Source organism: Cryobacterium sp. Hh7, assembly GCF_004403155.1.
Taxonomy (GTDB): domain Bacteria; phylum Actinomycetota; class Actinomycetes; order Actinomycetales; family Microbacteriaceae; genus Cryobacterium; species Cryobacterium levicorallinum.
The window spans coordinates 188876-209097 of sequence record NZ_SOHG01000064.1 but is presented as its reverse complement, the minus strand read 5'-3'; the positions used below and the strand labels follow the sequence as shown (position 1 = coordinate 209097).

17 protein-coding genes are annotated in these 20222 nt (G+C 66.4%); 12 read left to right on the top strand and 5 right to left on the bottom strand.

All coding sequences use genetic code 11. The annotated features are described in order from the left end of the window. Positions 1-17: 17 nt before the first annotated feature. Both E3T43_RS17435 and E3T43_RS17430 read right to left on the bottom strand, forming a co-directional pair. Complete coding sequence (locus E3T43_RS17435) at positions 18-833, bottom strand: aldo/keto reductase (protein WP_134473337.1); 816 nt, start codon at positions 831-833, stop codon at positions 18-20. A gap of 9 nt (positions 834-842) precedes the next feature. Next, on the bottom strand, positions 843-2051 hold the full coding sequence (locus E3T43_RS17430) for an MFS transporter (RefSeq protein WP_104133311.1): 1209 nt from the start codon (positions 2049-2051) through the stop codon (positions 843-845). A 103-nt stretch (positions 2052-2154) separates the two neighbouring features. Between E3T43_RS17430 and E3T43_RS17425 the strand changes: the two genes are divergently transcribed. The 5 genes from E3T43_RS17425 to E3T43_RS17405 are packed head-to-tail and all read left to right on the top strand — an operon-like array spanning position 2155 to position 7227. Then, entirely contained in the window at positions 2155-3123 is a 969-nt protein-coding gene (locus tag E3T43_RS17425) for a siderophore-interacting protein (protein ID WP_134473336.1), read from the top strand. Continuing rightward, complete coding sequence (locus E3T43_RS17420; RefSeq protein ID WP_134473335.1) at positions 3120-4172, top strand: iron ABC transporter permease; 1053 nt, start codon at positions 3120-3122, stop codon at positions 4170-4172. Before E3T43_RS17425 ends, E3T43_RS17420 begins: the two co-directional genes overlap by 4 nt. Next, complete coding sequence (locus E3T43_RS17415; protein WP_134473366.1) at positions 4172-5251, top strand: iron chelate uptake ABC transporter family permease subunit; 1080 nt, start codon at positions 4172-4174, stop codon at positions 5249-5251. Before E3T43_RS17420 ends, E3T43_RS17415 begins: the two co-directional genes overlap by 1 nt. Then, the gene (locus tag E3T43_RS17410; RefSeq protein ID WP_134473334.1) at positions 5251-6150 is read left to right on the top strand and encodes an ABC transporter ATP-binding protein; all 900 of its coding nucleotides are present in this window, start codon (positions 5251-5253) and stop codon (positions 6148-6150) included. The genes E3T43_RS17415 and E3T43_RS17410 overlap by 1 nt, the downstream gene beginning before the upstream one ends. A 36-nt stretch (positions 6151-6186) precedes the next feature. Continuing rightward, complete coding sequence (locus E3T43_RS17405) at positions 6187-7227, top strand: iron-siderophore ABC transporter substrate-binding protein (protein ID WP_134473333.1); 1041 nt, start codon at positions 6187-6189, stop codon at positions 7225-7227. Here the strand turns inward: E3T43_RS17405 and E3T43_RS19805 are convergent. Both E3T43_RS19805 and E3T43_RS17395 read right to left on the bottom strand, forming a co-directional pair. Next, positions 7221-7604 carry a hypothetical protein gene (locus E3T43_RS19805; protein WP_166791371.1) on the bottom strand — a complete coding sequence of 128 codons (384 nt, stop codon included), beginning with the start codon at positions 7602-7604 and terminating at the stop codon, positions 7221-7223. The genes E3T43_RS17405 and E3T43_RS19805 overlap by 7 nt on opposite strands. A 168-nt stretch (positions 7605-7772) precedes the next feature. Continuing rightward, on the bottom strand, positions 7773-8285 hold the full coding sequence (locus tag E3T43_RS17395) for a GNAT family N-acetyltransferase (RefSeq protein WP_241979066.1): 513 nt from the start codon (positions 8283-8285) through the stop codon (positions 7773-7775). 160 nt (positions 8286-8445) lie between these two features. Between E3T43_RS17395 and E3T43_RS17390 the strand changes: the two genes are divergently transcribed. The 3 genes from E3T43_RS17390 to E3T43_RS17380 are packed head-to-tail and all read left to right on the top strand — an operon-like array spanning position 8446 to position 11166. After that, the gene (locus E3T43_RS17390; RefSeq protein ID WP_134473332.1) at positions 8446-9339 is read left to right on the top strand and encodes an ABC transporter substrate-binding protein; all 894 of its coding nucleotides are present in this window, start codon (positions 8446-8448) and stop codon (positions 9337-9339) included. A 19-nt stretch (positions 9340-9358) separates the two neighbouring features. After that, the gene (locus E3T43_RS17385; protein ID WP_134473331.1) at positions 9359-10390 is read left to right on the top strand and encodes an amino acid ABC transporter permease; all 1032 of its coding nucleotides are present in this window, start codon (positions 9359-9361) and stop codon (positions 10388-10390) included. 23 nt (positions 10391-10413) lie between these two features. Further along, a complete protein-coding gene (locus E3T43_RS17380; RefSeq protein ID WP_166787452.1) occupies positions 10414-11166 on the top strand; it encodes an amino acid ABC transporter ATP-binding protein in 753 nt (250 codons plus the stop codon). 267 nt (positions 11167-11433) lie between these two features. Here E3T43_RS17380 and hrpA read toward each other — a convergent pair whose 3' ends face one another. Next, complete coding sequence (gene hrpA / locus E3T43_RS19405) at positions 11434-15507, bottom strand: ATP-dependent RNA helicase HrpA (RefSeq protein ID WP_241979065.1); 4074 nt, start codon at positions 15505-15507, stop codon at positions 11434-11436. Between the two features lie 133 nt (positions 15508-15640). Between hrpA and E3T43_RS17365 the strand changes: the two genes are divergently transcribed. The 4 genes from E3T43_RS17365 to E3T43_RS17350 all read left to right on the top strand — a co-directional run bounded on the left by E3T43_RS17365 (position 15641) and on the right by E3T43_RS17350 (position 19991). Next, a complete protein-coding gene (locus tag E3T43_RS17365) occupies positions 15641-16474 on the top strand; it encodes an aldo/keto reductase (RefSeq protein WP_104133302.1) in 834 nt (277 codons plus the stop codon). A 225-nt stretch (positions 16475-16699) separates the two neighbouring features. Beyond that, positions 16700-17365, top strand: coding sequence for a nicotinamide riboside transporter PnuC (pnuC, locus tag E3T43_RS17360; RefSeq protein ID WP_134473330.1), 666 nt, complete (start codon positions 16700-16702; stop codon positions 17363-17365). Positions 17366-17407: 42 nt separating this feature from the next. After that, positions 17408-19501, top strand: coding sequence for a thioredoxin domain-containing protein (locus E3T43_RS17355; protein WP_134473329.1), 2094 nt, complete (start codon positions 17408-17410; stop codon positions 19499-19501). A gap of 52 nt (positions 19502-19553) precedes the next feature. After that, a complete protein-coding gene (locus E3T43_RS17350) occupies positions 19554-19991 on the top strand; it encodes a DUF1761 domain-containing protein (RefSeq protein ID WP_134473328.1) in 438 nt (145 codons plus the stop codon). Positions 19992-20222: the final 231 nt, after the last annotated feature.

Genomic DNA, 20222 nt, shown 5'->3' with positions numbered 1-20222 from the left:
GGCCGATCGCCTCTAGTTCAGTCGAGGTCGTCGGGGTCCGTGCCGGTGCGCTCGCCGGTTTCGAGCGCGGCGATAGCCGCGAGGTCGTCGTCGTCGAGCACAATGTCGAACACGTCGATATTGGCGCGAATGCGCGCCGGGGTGACCGACTTGGGAATGACGATGTTGCCGAGCGCGAGGTGCCAGGCGATCACGATCTGCGCGGCTGATTTGCCGTGTCGGGCGCCGATCGCATCGAGGATCGGGTTGCCGATTGCGCGCCCGCGGGCCAGAGGCGACCACGCTTCGGTACGGATGCCGTGGGCCGCGTCATAAGCGCGAACCTCCGTTTGCGGCAGCCACGGGTGCAACTCCACCTGGTTGAGCACCGGCACGACGTCGGTTTCGGCCAGGAGTCGGTCGAGGTGGTGCGGGTGAAAATTCGAGACCCCGATCGAGCGGGTCCGGCCGTCGGCGCGCAGGGCCTCGAGGGCGCGATAGGTTTCGACGTAGCGATTCTGCTGCGGTGCCGGCCAGTGGATCAGGTACAAATCGACGTAGTCCAGGCCCAGCTTGGCCAGGCTCTCGTCGAAGGCCTTCATCGTTTCGTCGTAGCCGTGGCGGTCATTCCACACCTTGGTCGTGACGAACACGTCCTCCCGGGGCACCCCGGAACGCGCGAGCCCCTGCCCGACGCCGACCTCGTTCTCATAGAGTGCTGCGGTGTCGACGTGACGGTACCCGGCCTCGAGCGCGACCTGCACGGTGTCGGCGGCGATGGCATCCGCTACCTTGTATACCCCGAGACCGAGCTGGGGAATCACGTGGCCGTCATTGAGCGTGAGGGAAGTCATCCCTCAATGTTACGAGACCTGCACCTGGATGGGCTCGGTGTCGGGAATGGGGCTGATGTCGCGCCCGCGGAGGTCCGGGTGCCAGCGGCGGCCGAGCGCTGGGATGATGCAGCCGAGGCCCGCGAAACCGGCGGCGACGTAGATCGCCGACACCGGGCCGGAATGGTCGATCGAGAACCCGGCGATGGCGGAGCCCATGGCGGCGCCGATCAGCTGGCCGGTACCGACCCAGCCATAGGCTTCGGCGGTGTCGCTGAATTTCACGCTCGCCGAGACGATGCCGAAAAGAACAGCGAAGGCGGGCGCGATGCCGACCCCGGCCAGGAGTAGCGCGAGGGAGAGCCACCAAAAGGTGAGCCACAGGCTGGCCAGAATTAACCCGATGGTGACGATGAGCATGCGGGTGGCGAGGGCCCAGGGGCCGATCGGAGCGTGTCCGAGTGCCAGGCCGCCGATGAGCGAACCGATCGCGAAGATGCCGAGCACCCAGCCGGCGTCGGCGCTGCCGTGGCCGAACACCGCAACCACACCGGCTTCGACCGCGGCGCAGGCGGCGACGAGCGTGAAACCGACGACCGTACTGAGCAGCACCTCGGGTTTTTTGAGTACAACGCCGAGCTTGCGGCGGCTGCGCGGGATGCGCACCCGGCCTACCTCGGGCAGGGCGACGAACCAGATTCCGCCGGCGACCAGGAAGAATGCGGCGAGCAGGATGCCCGCGGTCGTCGATACCTGCAGCGCCACGAAGGTAGCGATCACCGGGCCGAGCACCCAGATGATCTCCTGCGCCGAGGCATCCAGCGAGAAGAGCGGGGTGAGCTGGCGGGAGTTGACGATTTTGGGGTAAATCGTGCGCACGGCCGGTTGAATCGGCGGGGTGGACAGGCCGGCGACGAATCCGATCAGCATGAGGTTCAGGACCGACAGCGAAATCAGTGCCATCACGATGATCGACACCGCGCAGATGAACATGGTGGCGATGATCACCGGGCGCATGCCGAGTCGGCCCATCAGTCGGCTGGTGAGCGGCCCGGCGATGGCCTGACCGATGCTCATGGCACCGAGAACCAGTCCGGCCGCGCCGTAGGAATCAAAGATCCGCTCAATGTGAATGAGAAAAGCGAGGGAGAGCATTCCGAAGGGAAAACGGGCCGTCAACTGCGCAGCGATGAGGCGGGATACGCCGGGCGTGCGCAGAAGGGTCCAGTAGCTTTTCACGATTTCAGTCTACGGCGGGGCCGATTGAAAACCGGGGCGGGCAGCTGACCGCGAAAATTGCGAGGCTGGACAAACCCCAGCTAAGGCATGCCATACTAAGGCAATGCTTACCTTACCGAACGAGAGTGCGACCGCGGTCCTGGATCGTCCGGCCTATCGACCATATCGGGCCACGGTAGTGGGCATCCGTTCCCTGAGTAAGCATTTCACTCGGGTGACCTTCTTCGGTGAGCAGTTTGACACCTTCAGTACCGCCGGGCTCGACCAGAGGGTCAAGATCGTGTTGCCGCTGCCCGGCCGTGGCCTGTCCGACATTGGTGCAAACGACGAGTCCACCATCGCCGACGGAAGCTGGTACGCCCGCTGGCGCGCGCTGCCGGACGCCGATCGCAACCCGTTTCGCACCTACACGGTTCGCGCCGTGCGCCCCGAACTGCGTGAAATCGACGTGGATTTCGTCACCCACAACGGTCACGGCCCGCTCGGCCCGGCCGCGCGCTGGCTGTACACCGCGTCGGTCGGCAGTGACGTGCTCATCATCGGGCCCGACGAGCGCAGCCCGGGCCGCGCCATCGGCCTCGACTGGCACCCGGCGCAGGCGACCGAATTGCTGCTGGCCGGCGACGAAACCGCAGCTCCAGCCATCTGCAGCATCCTCGAGAGTCTCCCGGCCGGCCGCCGCGCGCGCGCCTTCATCGAAGTGCCCACCGAAGCGGATGCCCTACCCCTCGACCTTCCCGCCGGTTGCGAAATCACCTGGCTGGCTCGCGACACCGCCCCGCACGGTGAGCGACTCGACGCCGCGGTGCGCGGCTGGGTGGCGAACAATCGTTCGCTCGTCAAGACGGCGGTCGCCGCCACCCCGCAGCCCTGGGCGGACATCGACGTGGACTGCGATCTACTCTGGGAATCGCCCAACGATGAAGCTGGCACTGGTTTCTACGCCTGGCTCGCGGGTGAATCCTGCATGATCAAGCTGCTGCGCCGTTTTCTGGTGAGTGAAACCGGCATCGACCGAAAGCGCGTGGCCTTCATGGGCTACTGGCGGCTCGGCCGGTCCGAAGCTCAGTGACCCTGGTTCTGGCACGGCCGGAGCGAACCCGAACCCGGCCGCGCCGCGTCGTCATCGGCTTCGCCCTCGCGCTCGCGCTGCTCGTTCTGACCATCACCGCGTCGCTCGTCATCGGCACCCGGGAGATTGCCCTCGGCACCGTGCTCGACGCCCTGATCGACCCCGATCGAACCCTGACCGACACTGCGCTGACTGACCGCACCGTCATCCTGGACCTGCGCGTGCCGCGCACGGTCGTCGGACTGCTCGCCGGCCTGGCCCTCGGCCTGGCCGGGGCCCTCATGCAGGGTGTCACCCGCAACCCGCTCGCCGACCCGGGTCTGCTCGGCGTCAACGCCGGCGCCTCCCTGTTCGTCGTCGCCGGCATCGGCTGGTTCGGCGTCACCACCGCGCTCGGCTACGTCTGGTTCGCCTTTATCGGCGCCGCGGTGGCCGCGACGATCGTCTATCTGATCGGCTCGCTCGGCCGTGAAGGCGCCACCCCGGTCAAGCTGGCCCTCGCCGGAACCGCGCTGACGGCGGCGTTCACCTCGCTCATTACCATCGTGCTGCTGGCCGACTCGGAGGCCTTCGACCGCTACCGGTTCTGGGCGGCTGGCTCCCTCGTCGCGCGTGGCCTCGACGCCGCCCTGCCGCTGGCCCCCTTCATTCTGGTCGGCGCGATTCTCGCCATCGTGGCCGCCCGTATGCTCAATGCCCTCGCCCTCGGGGACGATCTCGCCCGTGGTCTCGGCCAAAATCTGGTCACCGCTCGCATCGTCTGCGCCGTCGCGATCGTGCTGCTGTGCGGCTCGGCGACCGCGATGGCCGGCCCGATTGTGTTCGTCGGACTCGCCGTGCCGCACGTGGCACGCTGGATCACCGGCCCGGACTACCGCCTCATTATCGCGTTCTCCGCGCTGTTCGGCCCCACCCTGCTCGTCGCGGCGGATGTGCTCGGCCGCATCATCGCCCAGCCCGGCGAAATCGAGGCCGGCCTCGTCGTCGCCTTCCTCGGCGCGCCGGTACTCATTGCGCTCGTGCGCCGAGTGAAACTGGCCGGCCTGTGATGGCCCTGACGACAGCATCCGTTTTGGCAGCGTCCGTTAAAGCAGTGGATGCCGCACCGCTGCTGGCCCACACGCGCGCGCAGCTCCGCAGACGCGAGCGCCGGATCGTGCTCGGGCTGCTCGGTACCCTCGTCATCGTCGGTGCCTTCAGCCTCGCGATCGGAGCGTATTCGCTCAGCGTGCCCGACCTGCTGCGCACGCTCACCGGGCAGGGAACGCAGAGCGAGAACTTCATCGTGCTGTCGTTGCGTCTGCCGCGGCTGACCCTCGCCGTGCTCGTCGGCGTGGCGTTCGCAATCTCGGGCGCACTGTTCCAGACCGTGTTGCGCAACCCGCTCGCGAGCCCGGACATTATCGGAGTGACCGGGGGAGCGAGCGCCGCGGCAGTGTTCGGCATGCTCATTCTCGGCTTCGGTGCCGTCGCCACCTCGCTCGCGGCGTTTGCCGGGGCCATTATCGTCGCCTGCGCTATCTATCTGCTGGCCTGGCGCGGCGGAGTCGTCGGCTACCGCTTTGTGCTGATCGGTGTCGGGGTCGCGTTCATGGTGCAAGGGCTGCTCGGCTATCTGCTCTCCCGCGCCGACCTGAATGACGCGCAGGGCGCCCTGCTCTGGCTGGTCGGCAGTGTGAGCGGTGCCCGCTGGCAGGATATTTCGGTCGTCGCCGTGGTGCTGCTCGTGCTGCTGCCCATCATTCGGCTGCTGAGTGGCCGCCTGCGCGCCCTGCAGCTTGGTGACGATCTTGCGACGAGCCTCGGCGTTGGCGCCGAACGCACCCGACTCGTGCTGCTCGTGATCGCGGTCGCCCTCGCCGCGACGGCGACAGCGGCGGTCGGCCCGCTGGCCTTTGTGGCGTTCGTCGCGGCGCCGATCGCCCGTCGCATCGTTGGCTCCGGGGGGCTCGCCCTGATTTCGGCCGCCTTGATCGGAGCGCTGATCACCACGGTCGCCGACTTCGCCGCCCAACACCTGCTGCCGGGGCAGCTCGAACTGCCGGCCGGAATCATCACGGGCGCGATCGGCGCCCCCTACCTGCTCTGGCTGCTCGCCACCAGCAATACAACCGGAAAGGGCGCCTGATGACCCAGCTCCTGCGCGCCGAGGGCGTCAGCCTCGGCTACGACCAGACCCGCATCATCGACAACCTCGACCTCGAGGTGATTCCCGGCGCGATCACCGTCATCGTCGGGGCCAACGCCTCCGGCAAATCCACGCTACTCAAGGGCCTCGCCAGGCTGCTGAAACCGGATGCCGGCCAGGTCACCCTGAATGGTCGCAACATCGCCGCGCTCCCCGGCAAGAAAGTCGCGACCGTCGTGGGCCTGCTGCCCCAGCAGCCGGTCGCCCCGGACGGCATCACCGTGGCCGACCTCGTCGGGCGTGGACGCTACCCGCACCAGGGCTGGTTTCGGCAGTGGTCAAGCACCGACGGAGAGACCGTTGCCGCGGCCATGGCCGCCACCAACACCGACCAGCTCGCCTCCCGCCGCCTCGAGGACCTCTCTGGCGGCCAGCGCCAACGCGTCTGGATTGCCATGGCGCTTGCGCAGGATCCCGAGATTCTGCTGCTCGACGAACCGACCACCTTTCTCGATGTCACCCACCAGATTGAGGTGCTCGACTTACTGCTCGAACGCAATCGTGAGCGCGGCACGACCGTTGTGATGGTGCTGCACGACCTCAACCTGGCCGCCCGTTATGCCGATCACCTTGTCGTTATGCGGGCTGGACGCATCGTCGCCAATGGCGCGCCGGCCGAGACGCTCACGGCCGAGATCGTGCGCGAGGCCTTCGACCTCGAGGCGCTCATCAGACCCGACCCGGTCTGCGGCTCGCCCATGGTCGTACCGATCGGTCGGTTCCACGGCCGGGCGCCGGCTTCAGGGTCGGACAGCGCTGTCCCCAGCGCTGCGCCTGCTGCCCCTCCGACAGCGGTCCCAGAGGCCGCGCCCGAATCCCGACAAATCGAACGCGTTTGAATTTAGGGTAGGCTACCCTTATCAAGCAGGGCGAGAATGTCGCCCGCGCCCGACGAACTGGAGATTTTCGTGTCCCGACGCCTCACCGTCACACTGGCTGCCGCCGCCGGCATTCTCGCTCTGACCCTGAGCGGTTGCACGGCCGCCGCGGATGACGCGACCGACCCTGCCGCGGACACCGCGGCATCCGGCAGCTTTCCCGTCACTATCGAGCACGCGTTCGGCGAAACCACGATCGACGAGCAGCCGACCCGCGTCGTGACCTGGGGCTGGGGCAGCGCCGACGACGCGATCGCGCTCGGCGTGACTCCGGTGGCGATGCCGTTCCAAAGCTACGCCGGCGATGAAAACGGCGTGCTGCCGTGGATTAACGAGGCGCTCGAAGGCGAAGAGATGCCCGTCATTCTGCCCGACACCCAGGAGCCGCCCTACGAAGACATCGCCGCGGCCGCGCCGGACGTGATTCTCGCCGCGTACTCCGGCATCACCGAGCAGGAATACGACCTGCTCAGCGAGATCGCCCCGGTCGTCGCCTACCCGGGCGACGCCTGGGCCACCCCGTGGCGCGAACTGATCGAAATCACCGGAACCGCGCTCGGCAAGACCAATGAGGCCGACAAATTGCTCGCATCGATCGACACCGAAATCGCCGATCAGGCTGCCGCGCACCCCGAATTCGCCGGCAAGACCATCGCCCTCACCAGCGACAGCGCCGGAACTTTCTACATCTATAAGAAGGAAGACCCGCGCGTCGACTTCACCCTCGACCTCGGCTTCGTCAGCGCTCCCGCCGTCGACGACCTCGCGACCGACGAGGCGAGCTTCTACTACACGCTCAGCTACGAGCAGCTCGACCAGCTCGACAGCGACCTGCTGGTCAACTTCGGCTCCACCCAGGAAGAGTCCGACGCGTTCCTGAACGCGAGCTACGCCCAGGCCATGCCGCAGGTGCAGGCAGGCACGGTCGCAAGCCCGGTCGGCGCGGCCTTCATCTCGTCCGTTTCTCCGCCCACCGGACTCTCGCTGAGCTGGGGACTCGACGACTACGTCGCCCTGCTCTCCGCCGCTATTCAGTAACTTTTCTCAGAACGGATGCAGCGTAAGCCAGCAGGCGCCGCGGCATCCGTTTTCGGCGTGCCGGCAATAGTCGCACCCCTGGGGTCAGTGTGCGCCGGGAGATTTGCCATGGAGAGGTGAGCAGTACCGGGCACCTCGCGGCACCGATACCGTCCGCGGAAGAACCGCTGCGCGAAGACGTGCTCGCGAGTGTCGCTGACCTTGTGGGTAATACCCCGTTGGTTGAGCTGCGGGTGCTCGCCGCCGGGCTGCCGGCCCGGGTGCTGGTCAAGCTCGAAGGACGCAACCCCGGTGGTTCGGGCAAGGACCGGCTCTCGAATGCGGCCGACCGGGTCGTCGCGCTCTTGCTTGAGATTCTCGCTATCGAGGCGCTGCACGCCGCACAGCTGCAGGGCCCGGCTGGCCGGTCAACCACCGGGCTGGTGCCCGCTCTGCACACTCTTGGCGCACAACCTGCCTTTCACCGAGGTCGTCGACCAGACCGTGCAGCTGCTCGAAGCCGCCGAATCGGCTGCCTCGTACACATATTCCGTATTCAGCATGTTCTAGCTGAACTGCTCGTCGACCACGGCGAGCTGCTTGCGAAACTCCAAATACCCGATCGATTCCCAATCGTCGTCAAGGTCGAACTGCGGCTCATACCCGAGCGACAGGTACAGCGCCACCGCCTCGGGTTGTCGTGCTCCCGTGGTCAGCACAATAGAACGGATGCCCCGCCGCCCCGCCTCGGCCTCCAGCTCGGCCATCACCTGGCGGGCCAGGCCACGGCGGCGATGCGCGGAGTGCGTCCAGACTCTCTTCACCTCGACGGAATCATTCTCGCCCCGCATGAACGCGCCGCCGGCAACCGCTTTTCCGTTCTCGACGAGCAGCAAAAAGGTGCCGCCATCGATCGGCTGAAAGCGCCGGGCCGGATACCGGCTGAGCTCGACCGACGAGGGAATCCCGTTGTTCAGGCCGTAGCGCTCGTCATACTCCCGCGAGAGTTCGGCCACCAGCGCTGCCGCGAGCGGGTCGGTCGGTGAGGTGTACAGGATGTTCGGTCTCAGGTTGGGCACCTTTTGACGATAGATCCGCAGCATCCGCTGGTCAAAACCGCTTGAATTCCAGGGGCTCGAAAACAGTCGGCTGCGGTTGCACTAGGATCGTTAGGTCTTACTCGCGTGTGGATTCACCGTAGAATCCGCGCATTTTCGACCAAATCAAGAAGGAAGTGCCATGCGCGCACGCTATATCGTTCCGGCTTTCGCCGCCACCGCCGTTCTGCTACTGACCGGCTGTGTCGACAACACCACCACGACCGCCACGACGCCCTCAGACTCCGGAACCACGATCGAAGCGGATGCCGCAGCCGTCGCGTTGCTCCCCGAATCCATTGCGAGCGCGGGCGTGCTCATTATCGGAACCGACGCGGCGTACCCGCCGAACGAGTACAAGGACGAGTCCGGCGCACCGATCGGCTGGGGCATTGAACTCGCCAACGGCATCGCGGCCAAGCTCGGCCTGGACACCGAGTACGAGATCGCGTCCTTTGACACCATCATTCCCAAAATCACCGGCGGCACCGTCGACATCGGCGAATCCTCGTTCACCGACAACCTCGAACGCGAGAAGCAGGTCGACTTCGTCAACTACTTCAACGCCGGCATCCTCTGGGCCGCGCCCGTCGGCAGTACCGTCGACCCCGACAACGCCTGCGGCCTGGCCGTCGCTGTACAGGCCAACACGGTTGAGCACACCGACGAACTTCCCGCCAAGAACGCGGCCTGTGCCGCCGCCGGGCTGGAGGCAATCGAGGTTTTGCCCTACCCATCGCAGGACGAAGCGACCAACGCGGTCGTGCTCGGCAAGGCTGATGCCCTCAGCGCCGACTCGCCGGTCGCCCTGTATGCCATCTCCAAGGCCGAGGGCAAGCTGGAGCCCGCCGGCGAAAGCTTCGATGTGGCGCCGTACGGCATCACCGTCGACAAGGGTTCGGAACTGACCAAAGCCGTGCAGGCTGCCCTGCAGTCCATGGTTGACGACGGTTCCTACGGCAAGATCCTCTCCGAGTGGGGAGTCACCGACGGTGGCATCGACACCATCACCATCAACGCCGCATCCAACGGCTAGAGAATAAGCGACCCGCATCATGACGAACACGGCCGCGCCCGGCGGCAAGACGGAGCCCGGAATCAAGGCGATTCGCTTGCGCCACCCGTGGCGCAACACCTTCGCGGTCGTGTTACTGCTGCTCGTTGCGCTCTTCATCGCCGATGCGGCGATGCGGCCAGCCTATGACTGGCCAGCCGTCGGCAAGTATCTGTTCGACCAGCGCATCTCGCAGGCGGCGTTCGTCACCCTGCAGCTCACGGTCTACTCGATGGTCATCGCGATCATTCTCGGCGTGACCCTGGCGATCATGCGGCTGTCGCCCAACCCGGTGGTCAATAGCATGGCCTGGGTGTACCTCTGGATCTTCCGGGGCACCCCGGTCTACGTTCAGCTCGCCTTCTGGGGCCTGATCGGCACGATCTACCAGTCGATCGACATCGGGCTGCCGTTCACGGAACCGTTGGTATCGTTCCCGACCCGGGTCGCGCTGAGCGCCTTCATCCTCGCAGTCATCGGACTGGCCCTCAACGAAGCCGCCTACATGGCTGAAATCGTGCGCGCCGGCCTGCTCTCGGTGGACAGTGGGCAGGAAGAGGCGGCCAAGGCCCTCGGCATGAGCTGGTTCCAGACCATGGTGCGCGTGGTCGTTCCGCAGTCGATGCGGGTGATCATTCCACCGGCCGGCAACGAGGTCATCTCGATGCTGAAAACGACCTCGCTCGTGGTCGCCATCCCCTTCACGCTCGAGCTCTACACGCGCTCGCGCGACATTGCCGCCATCACCTTCGAGACGGTGCCGATGCTCATCGTCGCATCGATTTGGTACCTGTTCTTCACCTCGATTCTCATGGTTGGTCAGTACTTTCTCGAGAAGCGGTTCGCCCGCGGCATCGGTGACCGTCGTCCGAACAAGAAAGCGGATGACGCCACCTCGTCGATCACGGGCGTCACGACCGGCGTCACCCATGTCGTCGGCAGCGGCCAACCGACCGTGGTCCTGCCGCCGCAGCTGCCGCTCGAAACGCCGCCGACCGATTCGCCGACCGATTCGCCGAAGGGGGACCGCTGATGTCCGCTGTTATTGAGACGCCCATGGTGGTCGCCGACCGTGTCTCCAAGAGCTTCGGCTCCAATGAGGTGCTTAAGAGCATCTCGCTTGAGGTCAAGCGCGGCGAGGTCATGTGCCTGGTCGGGCCGAGCGGATCCGGCAAGTCCACGTTCCTGCGCTGCATCAACCACCTCGAAGTGGTCTCGGCAGGGCGCCTCAGCGTCGACGGTGAGCTCATCGGCTACCGCGAGGCCAACCACAAGCTCTACGAGATGCGCCCCAAGGAGGCCGCTCGGCAGCGCCGGGATATCGGCATGGTGTTCCAGCGCTTCAACCTGTTTCCGCACATGACCGCGCTGCAAAACGTGATGGAAGCGCCGATCCGGGTCAAGGGCCTGTCCAGGGCCGGGGTCGAGGCCAACGCCCGCGCCCTGCTGGCCCGGGTCGGGCTGGCCGAACGGGCCGACTATTACCCCGCGCACCTCTCCGGCGGCCAGCAGCAGCGGGTCGCGATCGCCCGTGCCCTCGCGATGGAGCCCAAGCTCATGCTGTTCGACGAGCCGACCAGCGCGCTCGACCCCGAGCTCGTCGGCGAAGTGCTCGACGTCATGCAGGGCCTGGCCCGCGATGGCATGACCATGATCGTGGTCACCCACGAAATGGGCTTCGCCCGCGAGGTCGCCGACTCGCTCGTCTTCATGGACGGCGGAGTCGTCGTCGAGAGCGGTATCCCCACCGAGGTGCTCGCCAACCCCCAGCACCACCGCACCCAGGCCTTCCTCTCCAAGGTCCTCTAGCCCCCGCTCTCTACTTTCCGGGCCCGGGCCCGGAAACCGGGCCCATGATAGATCATGGGCCCGGTTCCGTAAGGTGGGCCCGGGCCGCAGAAAGTTACCGGTGCGTGCACTTCGATAGTCCAACGCGTGGGGCCGGACAGTGCCGCCACCCGTCGGCTTCGCTTCCATTGCCTTCCGGGCCCGGGCCCGGAAAGTAGGCCCATGATAGATCATGGGCCCGGTTGCGTAAGGTGGGCCCGGGCCGCAGAATACGGCCGTAGCGGCAAACTACCCGGCGAGCACCTTCTGGATGCGCTGCAGCGACACGGATTCGGCGGCCTTGAGCTCCTGCGCGAACAGGCTGATGCGCAGCTCCTCGATCATCCAGCGGGCGCGCAGGACCGGCGCCGCGGCATCCGCTTTGAGCGGCATCGTGCCGCCGGCATTCTCGAAGCGCATGGTCGCGGCCTGGGTCTCGTTCATCCAGACCCGGTCGCGACTGGGGTTGTCGACCAGTTTCGGCACCCGGGCGCTGATTCCGCTGAGGTAGCGCGGCAGGTGGCGCAGTTGGGCCAGGCCGGTCTCGCTGGCGAATCCTGGGTAGACCAGGGCCGTCAGCTGTTGGCGGGCATCGCTGATTCCGGGCAGCAAGGCCATGCTGGTCGCGGCCTTGAGCGCCTTGTCGGCCTGTCGATGAGCGGTCAGAATGCGGGCGACCAGGCCGACCGTTTCGAACATGGAGTCCATCACGACTCCCGAGACCCGGTCGCGAATGGTGTCGAACTCGGCCTTCATGAACACCTGCCCGTCGGGTCGCACACGAAACAGCACGTCGTCAACCGCGGCGGCGAGGCAATCCTCGAACAGGGCCTGCGTGCTCTTATACGGGCTGGTCGCGAGCGAAAGCTTCTCGGCAGCGGTCAGGTGCTGCTGCACATACGCGGCCGGCGACGGCGTCGCCAGCAGCAGCAGCCGGCGCACCCCGCGGGGCAGCGCGCGCGCCTGCTCCAGCTCGGTGCTCATCATGCGAATAGAAACGGATGCCCCATCGTCGACCAGCGTCGGATACCCGCGAATCGTGTTGTCACCCTGCTTCGTGTCGAGAAAGCGCGGGAGCTCGCCGAGATCCCAGGTGGTGATGCCGCCGCGCTCGATCGCGTTGCTGGGAGCCGCAGCGCTCGTCGCCTTCGCGACGCTCTCCCGAACGCGGGTACCGAGCCGCCGTTGCAGGTCGGCGAGGTCCTTGTCGGCGGCGACCGTGCGCCCACGTTCGTCGGTGACGACGAAGGTCATGCGCAGGTGCGACGGAACCCGGCCCAGCTCGAAGTCGCGCGCGGAAACCGGCACATAGGTGAGCTTCTGAATCAGCGCGGCGAGCGTCTCGGCGAACGAGCCTTGCGGCACCGGCGTCGGCAGCGCCTCCACGATTCCGGGCTCGCTCGGCAGCTCGCCGAGCAGCCGAGCTGCCCAGTCGGCGGCGGGCACGACATTGCGCCGGATGCTTTTCGGCAGCGACTTGATCATGGCGGTCACGAGCTCGGCGCGGAGGCCGGGCACCTGCCAGTCGAAACCGTTCGGCGAGAGGCGGGCGAGCAGCGCGAGCGGAATGCGCACGGTCACGCCGTCGTCTTCTTCGCCGGGTTCGAAACGGTAGCCGAGGGTCAGACGCTGGTCGCCCTGCTGCCAGCTTGGCGGAAAGACCCCCTCGTCGATCTCGGGGGAGTCCTCGGCGACGAGCGCGTCGGCGGTCATGGTCAGGAGGTCGGGGGTATCGAACCGGGCAGTGCGCCACCAGCCCTCGAAGCTCTTGGTCGACGACACATCGGCCGGAATGCGACGCTGATAGAAGTCGAACACCGCTTCATCATCAAAGAGGATGTCCCGGCGCCGGGTGCGCTCCTCCAACTCGGCCAGTTCCTCCCGCAGCCGAGCATTGGCCCGTTCGAACGCCCACATGCCGGGGTCGCCCGTCTGGCCGGGACGTCCGCCGCGGCTGGCGCTCGAGCCAACGGCGGGGGCGCGGCCAGCGCCGCGCCCACCGCTGGCGTCGCCGCCGTCGGTTGAGATGCTGACGCGTTCGTTGCGGGATGGTCCGCGGGAGCCGCGATCCGCTTCCTTCTCGGCCGAGGCAGACTGCGGTCCAGACGCGCGGTCCCACTCGCCCTCGACCAGCGCGTGCCGAATGAACAACTCGCGGGCATACGCCGGGTCGATCCGGGAGAACTGCACCCGGCGGCGGGCCACGATCGGTACGCCGTACAGGGTGACCCGTTCGTAGACGACGGCGGCGCCCTGCTTCATCTCCCAGTGCGGTTCGGAGTAGCTGCGCTTGCACAGGTTGCCGGCGAGCGGTTCGGCCCAGGCCGGGTCGACGACCGCGTTCATGCGGGCGAACAACCGGCTGGTTTCGACCAGTTCGGCGCTCATCACCGCGTTCGGCTGCTTCTTGGCCAGGGTTGAGCCGGGAAACAGCACGAAGCGCTGCTGCCTGGCACCGACATAATCCTTCTTGGCGACGTCCTTCAGCCCGATGTGCGAGAGTAGCCCGGCCAGCAGCGACCGGTGCACGCCGTCGGGGTTGGCGCTCGGTTCACCGAGGTGCAGGCCGAGCGGCTTGGCGAGCTGGCGCAACTGGCGCAAGACGTCTTGCCATTCGCGCACCCGCAGGTAGTTCAGGTACTCGTTCTTGCACAGTCGACGGAAGGCGCTCGAGCCGAGTTCGGACTGTTGCTTCTCCAGGTAGTTCCAAAGGTTGAGCAGGCTGAGAAAATCGCTCGTCGGGTCGGCGAACCGAGCGTGAAACTGGTCGGCTTGCGCGCGCCGTTCGAGCGGGCGCTCCCGCGGATCCTGAATGGTCAGCCCGGCAACGATCGCCATGACTTCCCTACTGGTGCCCTGCGTTTTCGACTCGATCACCATGCGGCCAAAGCGCGGATCGATCGGCAGCTGCGCGAGCTGCTGGCCGATGCGGGTCAGGCGCGGGGTGGCCGGGCCGGCGGCGGGGGCGGCATCCGTTTCAACCGGGCGGCGACCGCTCTTGGTGCGACCGGTACCCTCCGCCTCGATGGCGCCGAGTTCGGCGAGCAGGTCGAGGCCGTCCTTGATATTGCGGCTGTCCGGCGGGGTCAGAAACGGGAACGACGCAATATCGCCGAGGCCGAGCGAGATCATCTGCAGAATGACCGCGGCGAGGTTAGTGCGCAGAATCTCCGGCTCGGTATATTCCGGGCGGCGCATATAGTCTTCTTCGGAATATAACCGAATCGCAATACCGTCGCTGGTGCGGCCGCTGCGGCCGCTGCGCTGGTTGCCAGAGGCCTGCGAGATCGCTTCGATCGGCAACCGCTGCACCTTGGACCGCACGCTGTAGCGGCTGATCCGCGCCGTTCCGGCGTCGATGACATAACGGATGCCCGGCACAGTCAGACTGGTCTCGGCCACGTTGGTCGCAAGCACGATGCGTCGTTTGACCCCGGCCACGGTCGACGGCTGGAACACCCGGTGCTGGTCCGCCGACGACAACCGGCCGTACAGCGGCAGCACCTCGGTAGGATTGCGGCTGGCCGAGGAGGCGTACTTGCCCTGCAGCGCGTCGGCGGCGTCGCGAATCTCGGTCTCGCCGGAAAGGAAGACCAGCACATCACCATTCGACTCCCGCTCGAGCTCGTCGAGAGCGGTGGTGATGCCCTCGATGTAGTCGCGGTCAACCGGGGGAGCGGCATCCGTCGTGTCATCATCGTCGTCTATTCCGGGCTCCGCTACGAGCGGGCGGTAGCGAATCTCCACCGGGAAGGTGCGCCCTGACACCTCGACGACAGGCGCCGGGGTACCGTCGGCGGCCGCGAAATGCTTCGCGAAACTGGCCGGGTCGATCGTCGCCGAGGTGATGATGAGCTTGAGATCGGGGCGCTTGGGCAGGAGCTGCCGCAAATACCCGAGCAGAAAGTCAATATTGAGGCTGCGCTCATGCGCCTCGTCGATGATGATCGTGTCGTACTTGCGCAGCATCCGGTCGCGGTGAATTTCATTCAAGAGGATGCCGTCGGTCATCAACTTAATGCGGGTATCAGCACCGACCTTGTCGGTGAACCGCACCTGGTAGCCGACGAGCTGCCCGACCTCCTGGCCGAGCTCCTCGGCAATGCGTTCGGCAATGGTGCGCGCGGCGAGCCGGCGCGGTTGGGTGTGGCCGATGTTCTTGCGGCCGAGCTCGAGGCAGATCTTGGGCAGCTGGGTGGTCTTGCCCGACCCGGTCGATCCGGCGACGATCACGACCTGGTGGTCACGAATGGCGCGGGCAATGTCCTCCCGACGCTGGCTGACCGGCAGTTCGGGCGGGAAGGTGATATTGAGCGTTTCCATGAAGTCTCAATATTACTTCGCCCCCACCCGCGACGTGAAAGCGCCCGTGCTGGCCAGCGCGGGCGCTTTCGCGGTCAGTGAACATTGGGGGTTGGGAGAGAGCGTCGAGGACCCCGGCTTATAGGCTGGGGCGATGACGAAATCTGTTCCCACCATCACCCTCAACGACGGCCACACGATTCCTCAGCTCGGTTTCGGCGTGTTCAAGGTCGAGCCCGACGAAACCACCCGCATTGTGGCCGACGCGCTGTCGGTCGGGTACCGCCACATCGACACCGCTGCCATCTACGGTAACGAGGAGGGTGTGGGCAAGGCACTCGCCGCTTCGGCCATCGACCGTTCCGAGCTGTTCATCACAACCAAATTGTGGAACGACCGTCAGGGCACCCAATCAGCCTTTGACGCTTTCGAGGAGAGCCTCGAGAAGCTGGGCCTCGACTACGTCGACCTGTACCTCATTCACTGGCCGGCTCCGGCCAACGACAAGTTTGTCGAGAGCTGGAAGGCCCTCGAAAAGATTCAGGAGTCGGGCCGTGCCCGTTCCATCGGCGTGTCCAACTTTCTGGTGCCGCACCTCGACCGGCTGCTGCACGAGACCAGCATCGTGCCCGCCGTCAACCAGATCGAGCTGCACCCGGCACACCAGCAGCCGGAGGTCATCGCTTTCGCTCGCGAAAACGGCATCAACATTGAAGCCTGGGGCCCGCTCGGCCAAGGCAAGTACCCCCTGTTCGACGAGCAGGTGATAGCGGATGCTGCCGACGCGCACGGCAAGTCGCCAGCGCAGGTCGTCATTCGCTGGCACCTGCAGATCGGCAACATTCTGTTCCCCAAGTCGAACCGCCTCGCGCGCATGACGGAGAACTTCGACGTGTTCGACTTCGAACTGACCCACACCGAGGTGACCATGATCTCCGCGCTCGAGCGCGCCGGCCGAGTCTCGGCTCACCCCAACGAGGTGAACTAGCCAGGTCGCGGGAGCGCGGCGGGTTGGCCCGCGACTCGGCTCACCTTCACGAGGTGAACTAGCCCTCAGCATCCGTTTGAAGGCAGTGCCCCAGCGTGACCGTTGGCCTGCGGGGGCACTGCTGCGTCACCGGCCAGATTCCGCCGGTCAGCGGCGTACATTGGGATGTGCTGCGTTTTCCCCGCGCCGGTGCGCGAGTGCGTGCCGTTTGGCAGAAAAGATCCCATGAATCCCATTGAATGGCTATTCGACGCGCAGCTGCAGCTTGGCACCCAGACCATTCTCTGGCGCGAGGTCATCGGCAACGCCTTCGGAATTGCGAGCGCCGTCGGGGGCATGCGCCGCAAGATCTGGGCCTGGCCGGTCGGGATCGTCGGTAACGTGCTGTTGTTCACAGTGTTCCTCGGCGCCGTGTTCGGGACGCCGAACCCGGTCAACCTGCTTGGGCAGGCCGGCCGTCAGATCATGTTCATCGTCGTGTCGATCTTCGGCTGGGTGCAGTGGCAGCGCAGCCGCAATTCCGCCGTGCACGTTGCCGTCGCGCCGCACTGGGCTGGCAACCGCACCCGCATTCTGCTTGCCGCTGGGCTGATCGGCGGCACCCTCGTTCTCACCCCGATTTTTCGTGCGCTCGGCTCGTTCGAACCGGTCTGGGCAGATGCCTGGATCTTCACCGGTTCGCTGCTCGCGACCTACGGTATGGCCAAGGGGTGGACCGAGTTCTGGCTGATCTGGGTGGCCGTCGACGTAGTCGGGGTGCCGCTGCTGATCAGCGCCGGCTACTACGCCTCCGCCGTGCTGTATCTGTTCTACGGGGCGTTCACCATCATCGGGTTCATCGTCTGGGTGCGGGTACAACGCCGCCGGAGTGCACTGCTCGGCGTCGTTTAGGCCCGTATCGCTCGAATTGGCCAAGCGGGAGCAGAATGGAACATGCCTAATCACCTCGCCGACGCCATCAGTCCCTACCTCCGCAGTCACGCTGACAACCCGGTGGAGTGGTTCGGCTGGGGCGAGCAGGCCTTCGCCGAAGCGCGCGAGCGGGACGTGCCGGTGCTCGTCTCGATCGGCTATTCCACCTGCCATTGGTGTCATGTCATGGCCAGGGAGAGCTTCAGCGACCCGGCCATCGCGGAGTACCTCAACGCCCACTTCGTGAGCATCAAGGTCGACCGTGAGGAGCACCCCGACGTCGACGCGAGCTACCTGGCCGCGGCAAGCGCGTTTATCGACGGGCTCGGCTGGCCGCTCAACGTGTTCGTCACGCCCGACGGCCGGGCCTTTCATGCCGGAACCTACTTTCCGCCGGTCGGGCAGCCGGGGCATCCGTCATTTCGCGACGTACTGACCGCGGTGACGGATGCTTGGGTCACGCGCCGCGCGGACCTGACGGCGGGCGCGGCTCGGGTCGCAGAGATGCTCGCCGAGTCGGCGCGTGACCTGGCCGCGGGAGTCGGCTCCGCGTCCGGCGGTGGGCCCGGTGCTGGACCCGATGCCGACCGGCTCGACCAGGCGGTGGCCGAACTGGTCGCCTACGAGGACGCCTCGTTCGGCGGCTTCGGCGGCGCGCCGAAGTTTCCGGTGGCGCCGGCACTCTCCTTTCTGCTCGGGCACGGTGGGATCGACGACCCAGGCCCCGAGCTCGCCGTGCGCACGCTCAAACTCATGGGAGCGTCACCCCTGCGGGACCCGATCGAGGGCGGCTTCTTTCGGTACGCCGTCAATCGCGATTGGAGCGATCCGCACTACGAACGCATGCTCTACGACAACGCCCAACTGCTCGGCCTCTACACCAGCGCCTGGATGCTCACCGAAGCGCCGTGGGCACGCCACGTCGCCGAGGGAATCGCACGCTTTCTCTGCGACGTGATGCAGCTGCCGAGCGGCGGTTTCGCGAGTGCCCAGGATTCGGAGAGCACAGTCGACGGCCAGCGGGTCGAGGGCGGCTACTACGCCCTCGAAGCCAGCGACCGCCTCCGGCAGACCCCGCCAGCCCGCGACGAGAAGGTACTCACCGGCTGGAACGGCCTCGCCATCCAAGCACTGGCCCGAGCCGGCTTCGCCTTCGACCAGCCCGACCTGATCGCCGCCGCCCGCCGCGCGGCCGACTATCTGCGCGTGCACCACGAGCGCGCTGATGGCACGCTGGTACGGGCCTCCGTCAGCGGATCTGCCTCCGGCGAACGTTCCTCGGATGCGAAGGCCACGCTGGAGGACTACGGCATGTACTCACGGGGACTCCTTGAACTTGCTCTCGTCACCGGTGACGTCACATACGCCACCCAGGCTCGTCACCTGCTCGACAGAACGCTATCGGACACCACCGACGCTGCTGATCGGGCCGGTGCAGTGACCGACCCCGGTGTCAGCACGACGGCATCGAGCCCCGCTTTTCGCCCGCCGCACGGTTCGGATACCGTACTCACCGCGCAGGGCCTGGTCAGCGCCATTGACCCGTCGGAGGGCGCCTACCCCTCCGGACTATCCGCCACGGTCGACGCGGCCGTACTACTCCACCAGCTCACCGGCGACGACCGCTACCGCCGAGCCGCGGCGGCCGGACTCAGCCTGGTCGCCACCCTCGCTCCGCAGCGTCCGCTCGCCTTCGGCGCCGCGCTGCGCCTCTTCGACGCGCTCAACGCCCCGATCCAGCAGCTCGTCATCGTCTCGCCAGACGAGCCAGACGAGCCAGACGGAGTCCGCGCCGACCCCACCAAGCCCGAACCCACCGCTCACGGCGCCATCGGCTTCAACCCCACCCTGCTCGACCTCGCCCGGCGCCATCCGGCTGACGTCGTCGTCGCCGTGACCGAATCGCAGGCCTGCGCCTTCGCCGACGCCGGATTCGACCTCTTTGCCGCTCGAACAGCGCAGACCGGCCAGCCCACCGCGTACCTCTGCCGCGACTTCGTCTGCCAACTGCCGGTCACCGACCCGGCTCAACTGCCGCCGATCGACGCCACCGCCGCGCTTCTGGCCAAAATTGCCGCTGAACAGCAACAATTGGGCGGGCCACACAAGCACTAACATCGGGATACCGCCTACGCCCCACGTTCAGGACCAGTCGAAAGGATCCCTCATGGTTCCCGAAATTAACATCTGGGCCGTGCTCCTGGCCACCGCATCGAGCATGGTCGTCGGCTCGATCTGGTACACCCGCGCGGTCTTCGGCCGGTACTGGATGAAAGCCGTCGGACACACCCAGGAAAGCATGAAGGGCAGCGGCACCGGCGCCATCATCATCACGGTCATCGTCAGCTTCGTCAGCTTCGTCACCGCCTCCGTGCTGGCCGGCGCCGCGGCGATCGCCCAGAACTTCTACGGCGGCAACTTTCTGTTCAACACCCTGCTCACCGGGCTCATCCTCTGGGCCGGATTCACCGCGGCCCGCATGGTCACCCACGACGCCTTCGACCGCCGCCCGGCCGGCCTCACCGTGCTCAACCTGGCCCACGAACTCGTGACCATTCTGCTCATGGCCTTGATTATCGGCCTGTTCGGCATCTCCGCCCTCTAACGTGCACCGACTGTGCGAAACGGATGCCGCAGCATCCGTTTCGCAGGCCACCCGCGGTCGCGCGGGTGCAGCAAACTACCGGCATCAGGGACGTACACTGAGGTGAACGCCCCTGCGTGTCACCGGCCGCTGGTCGCTCATCGAGAATCTCGGCGGCACCATACTGAGAGTCAGCTGTTCGAGACACAGGCAGAGCAGCGTTCACGCCGGCTTTTTCGGCCGCACTCCCCG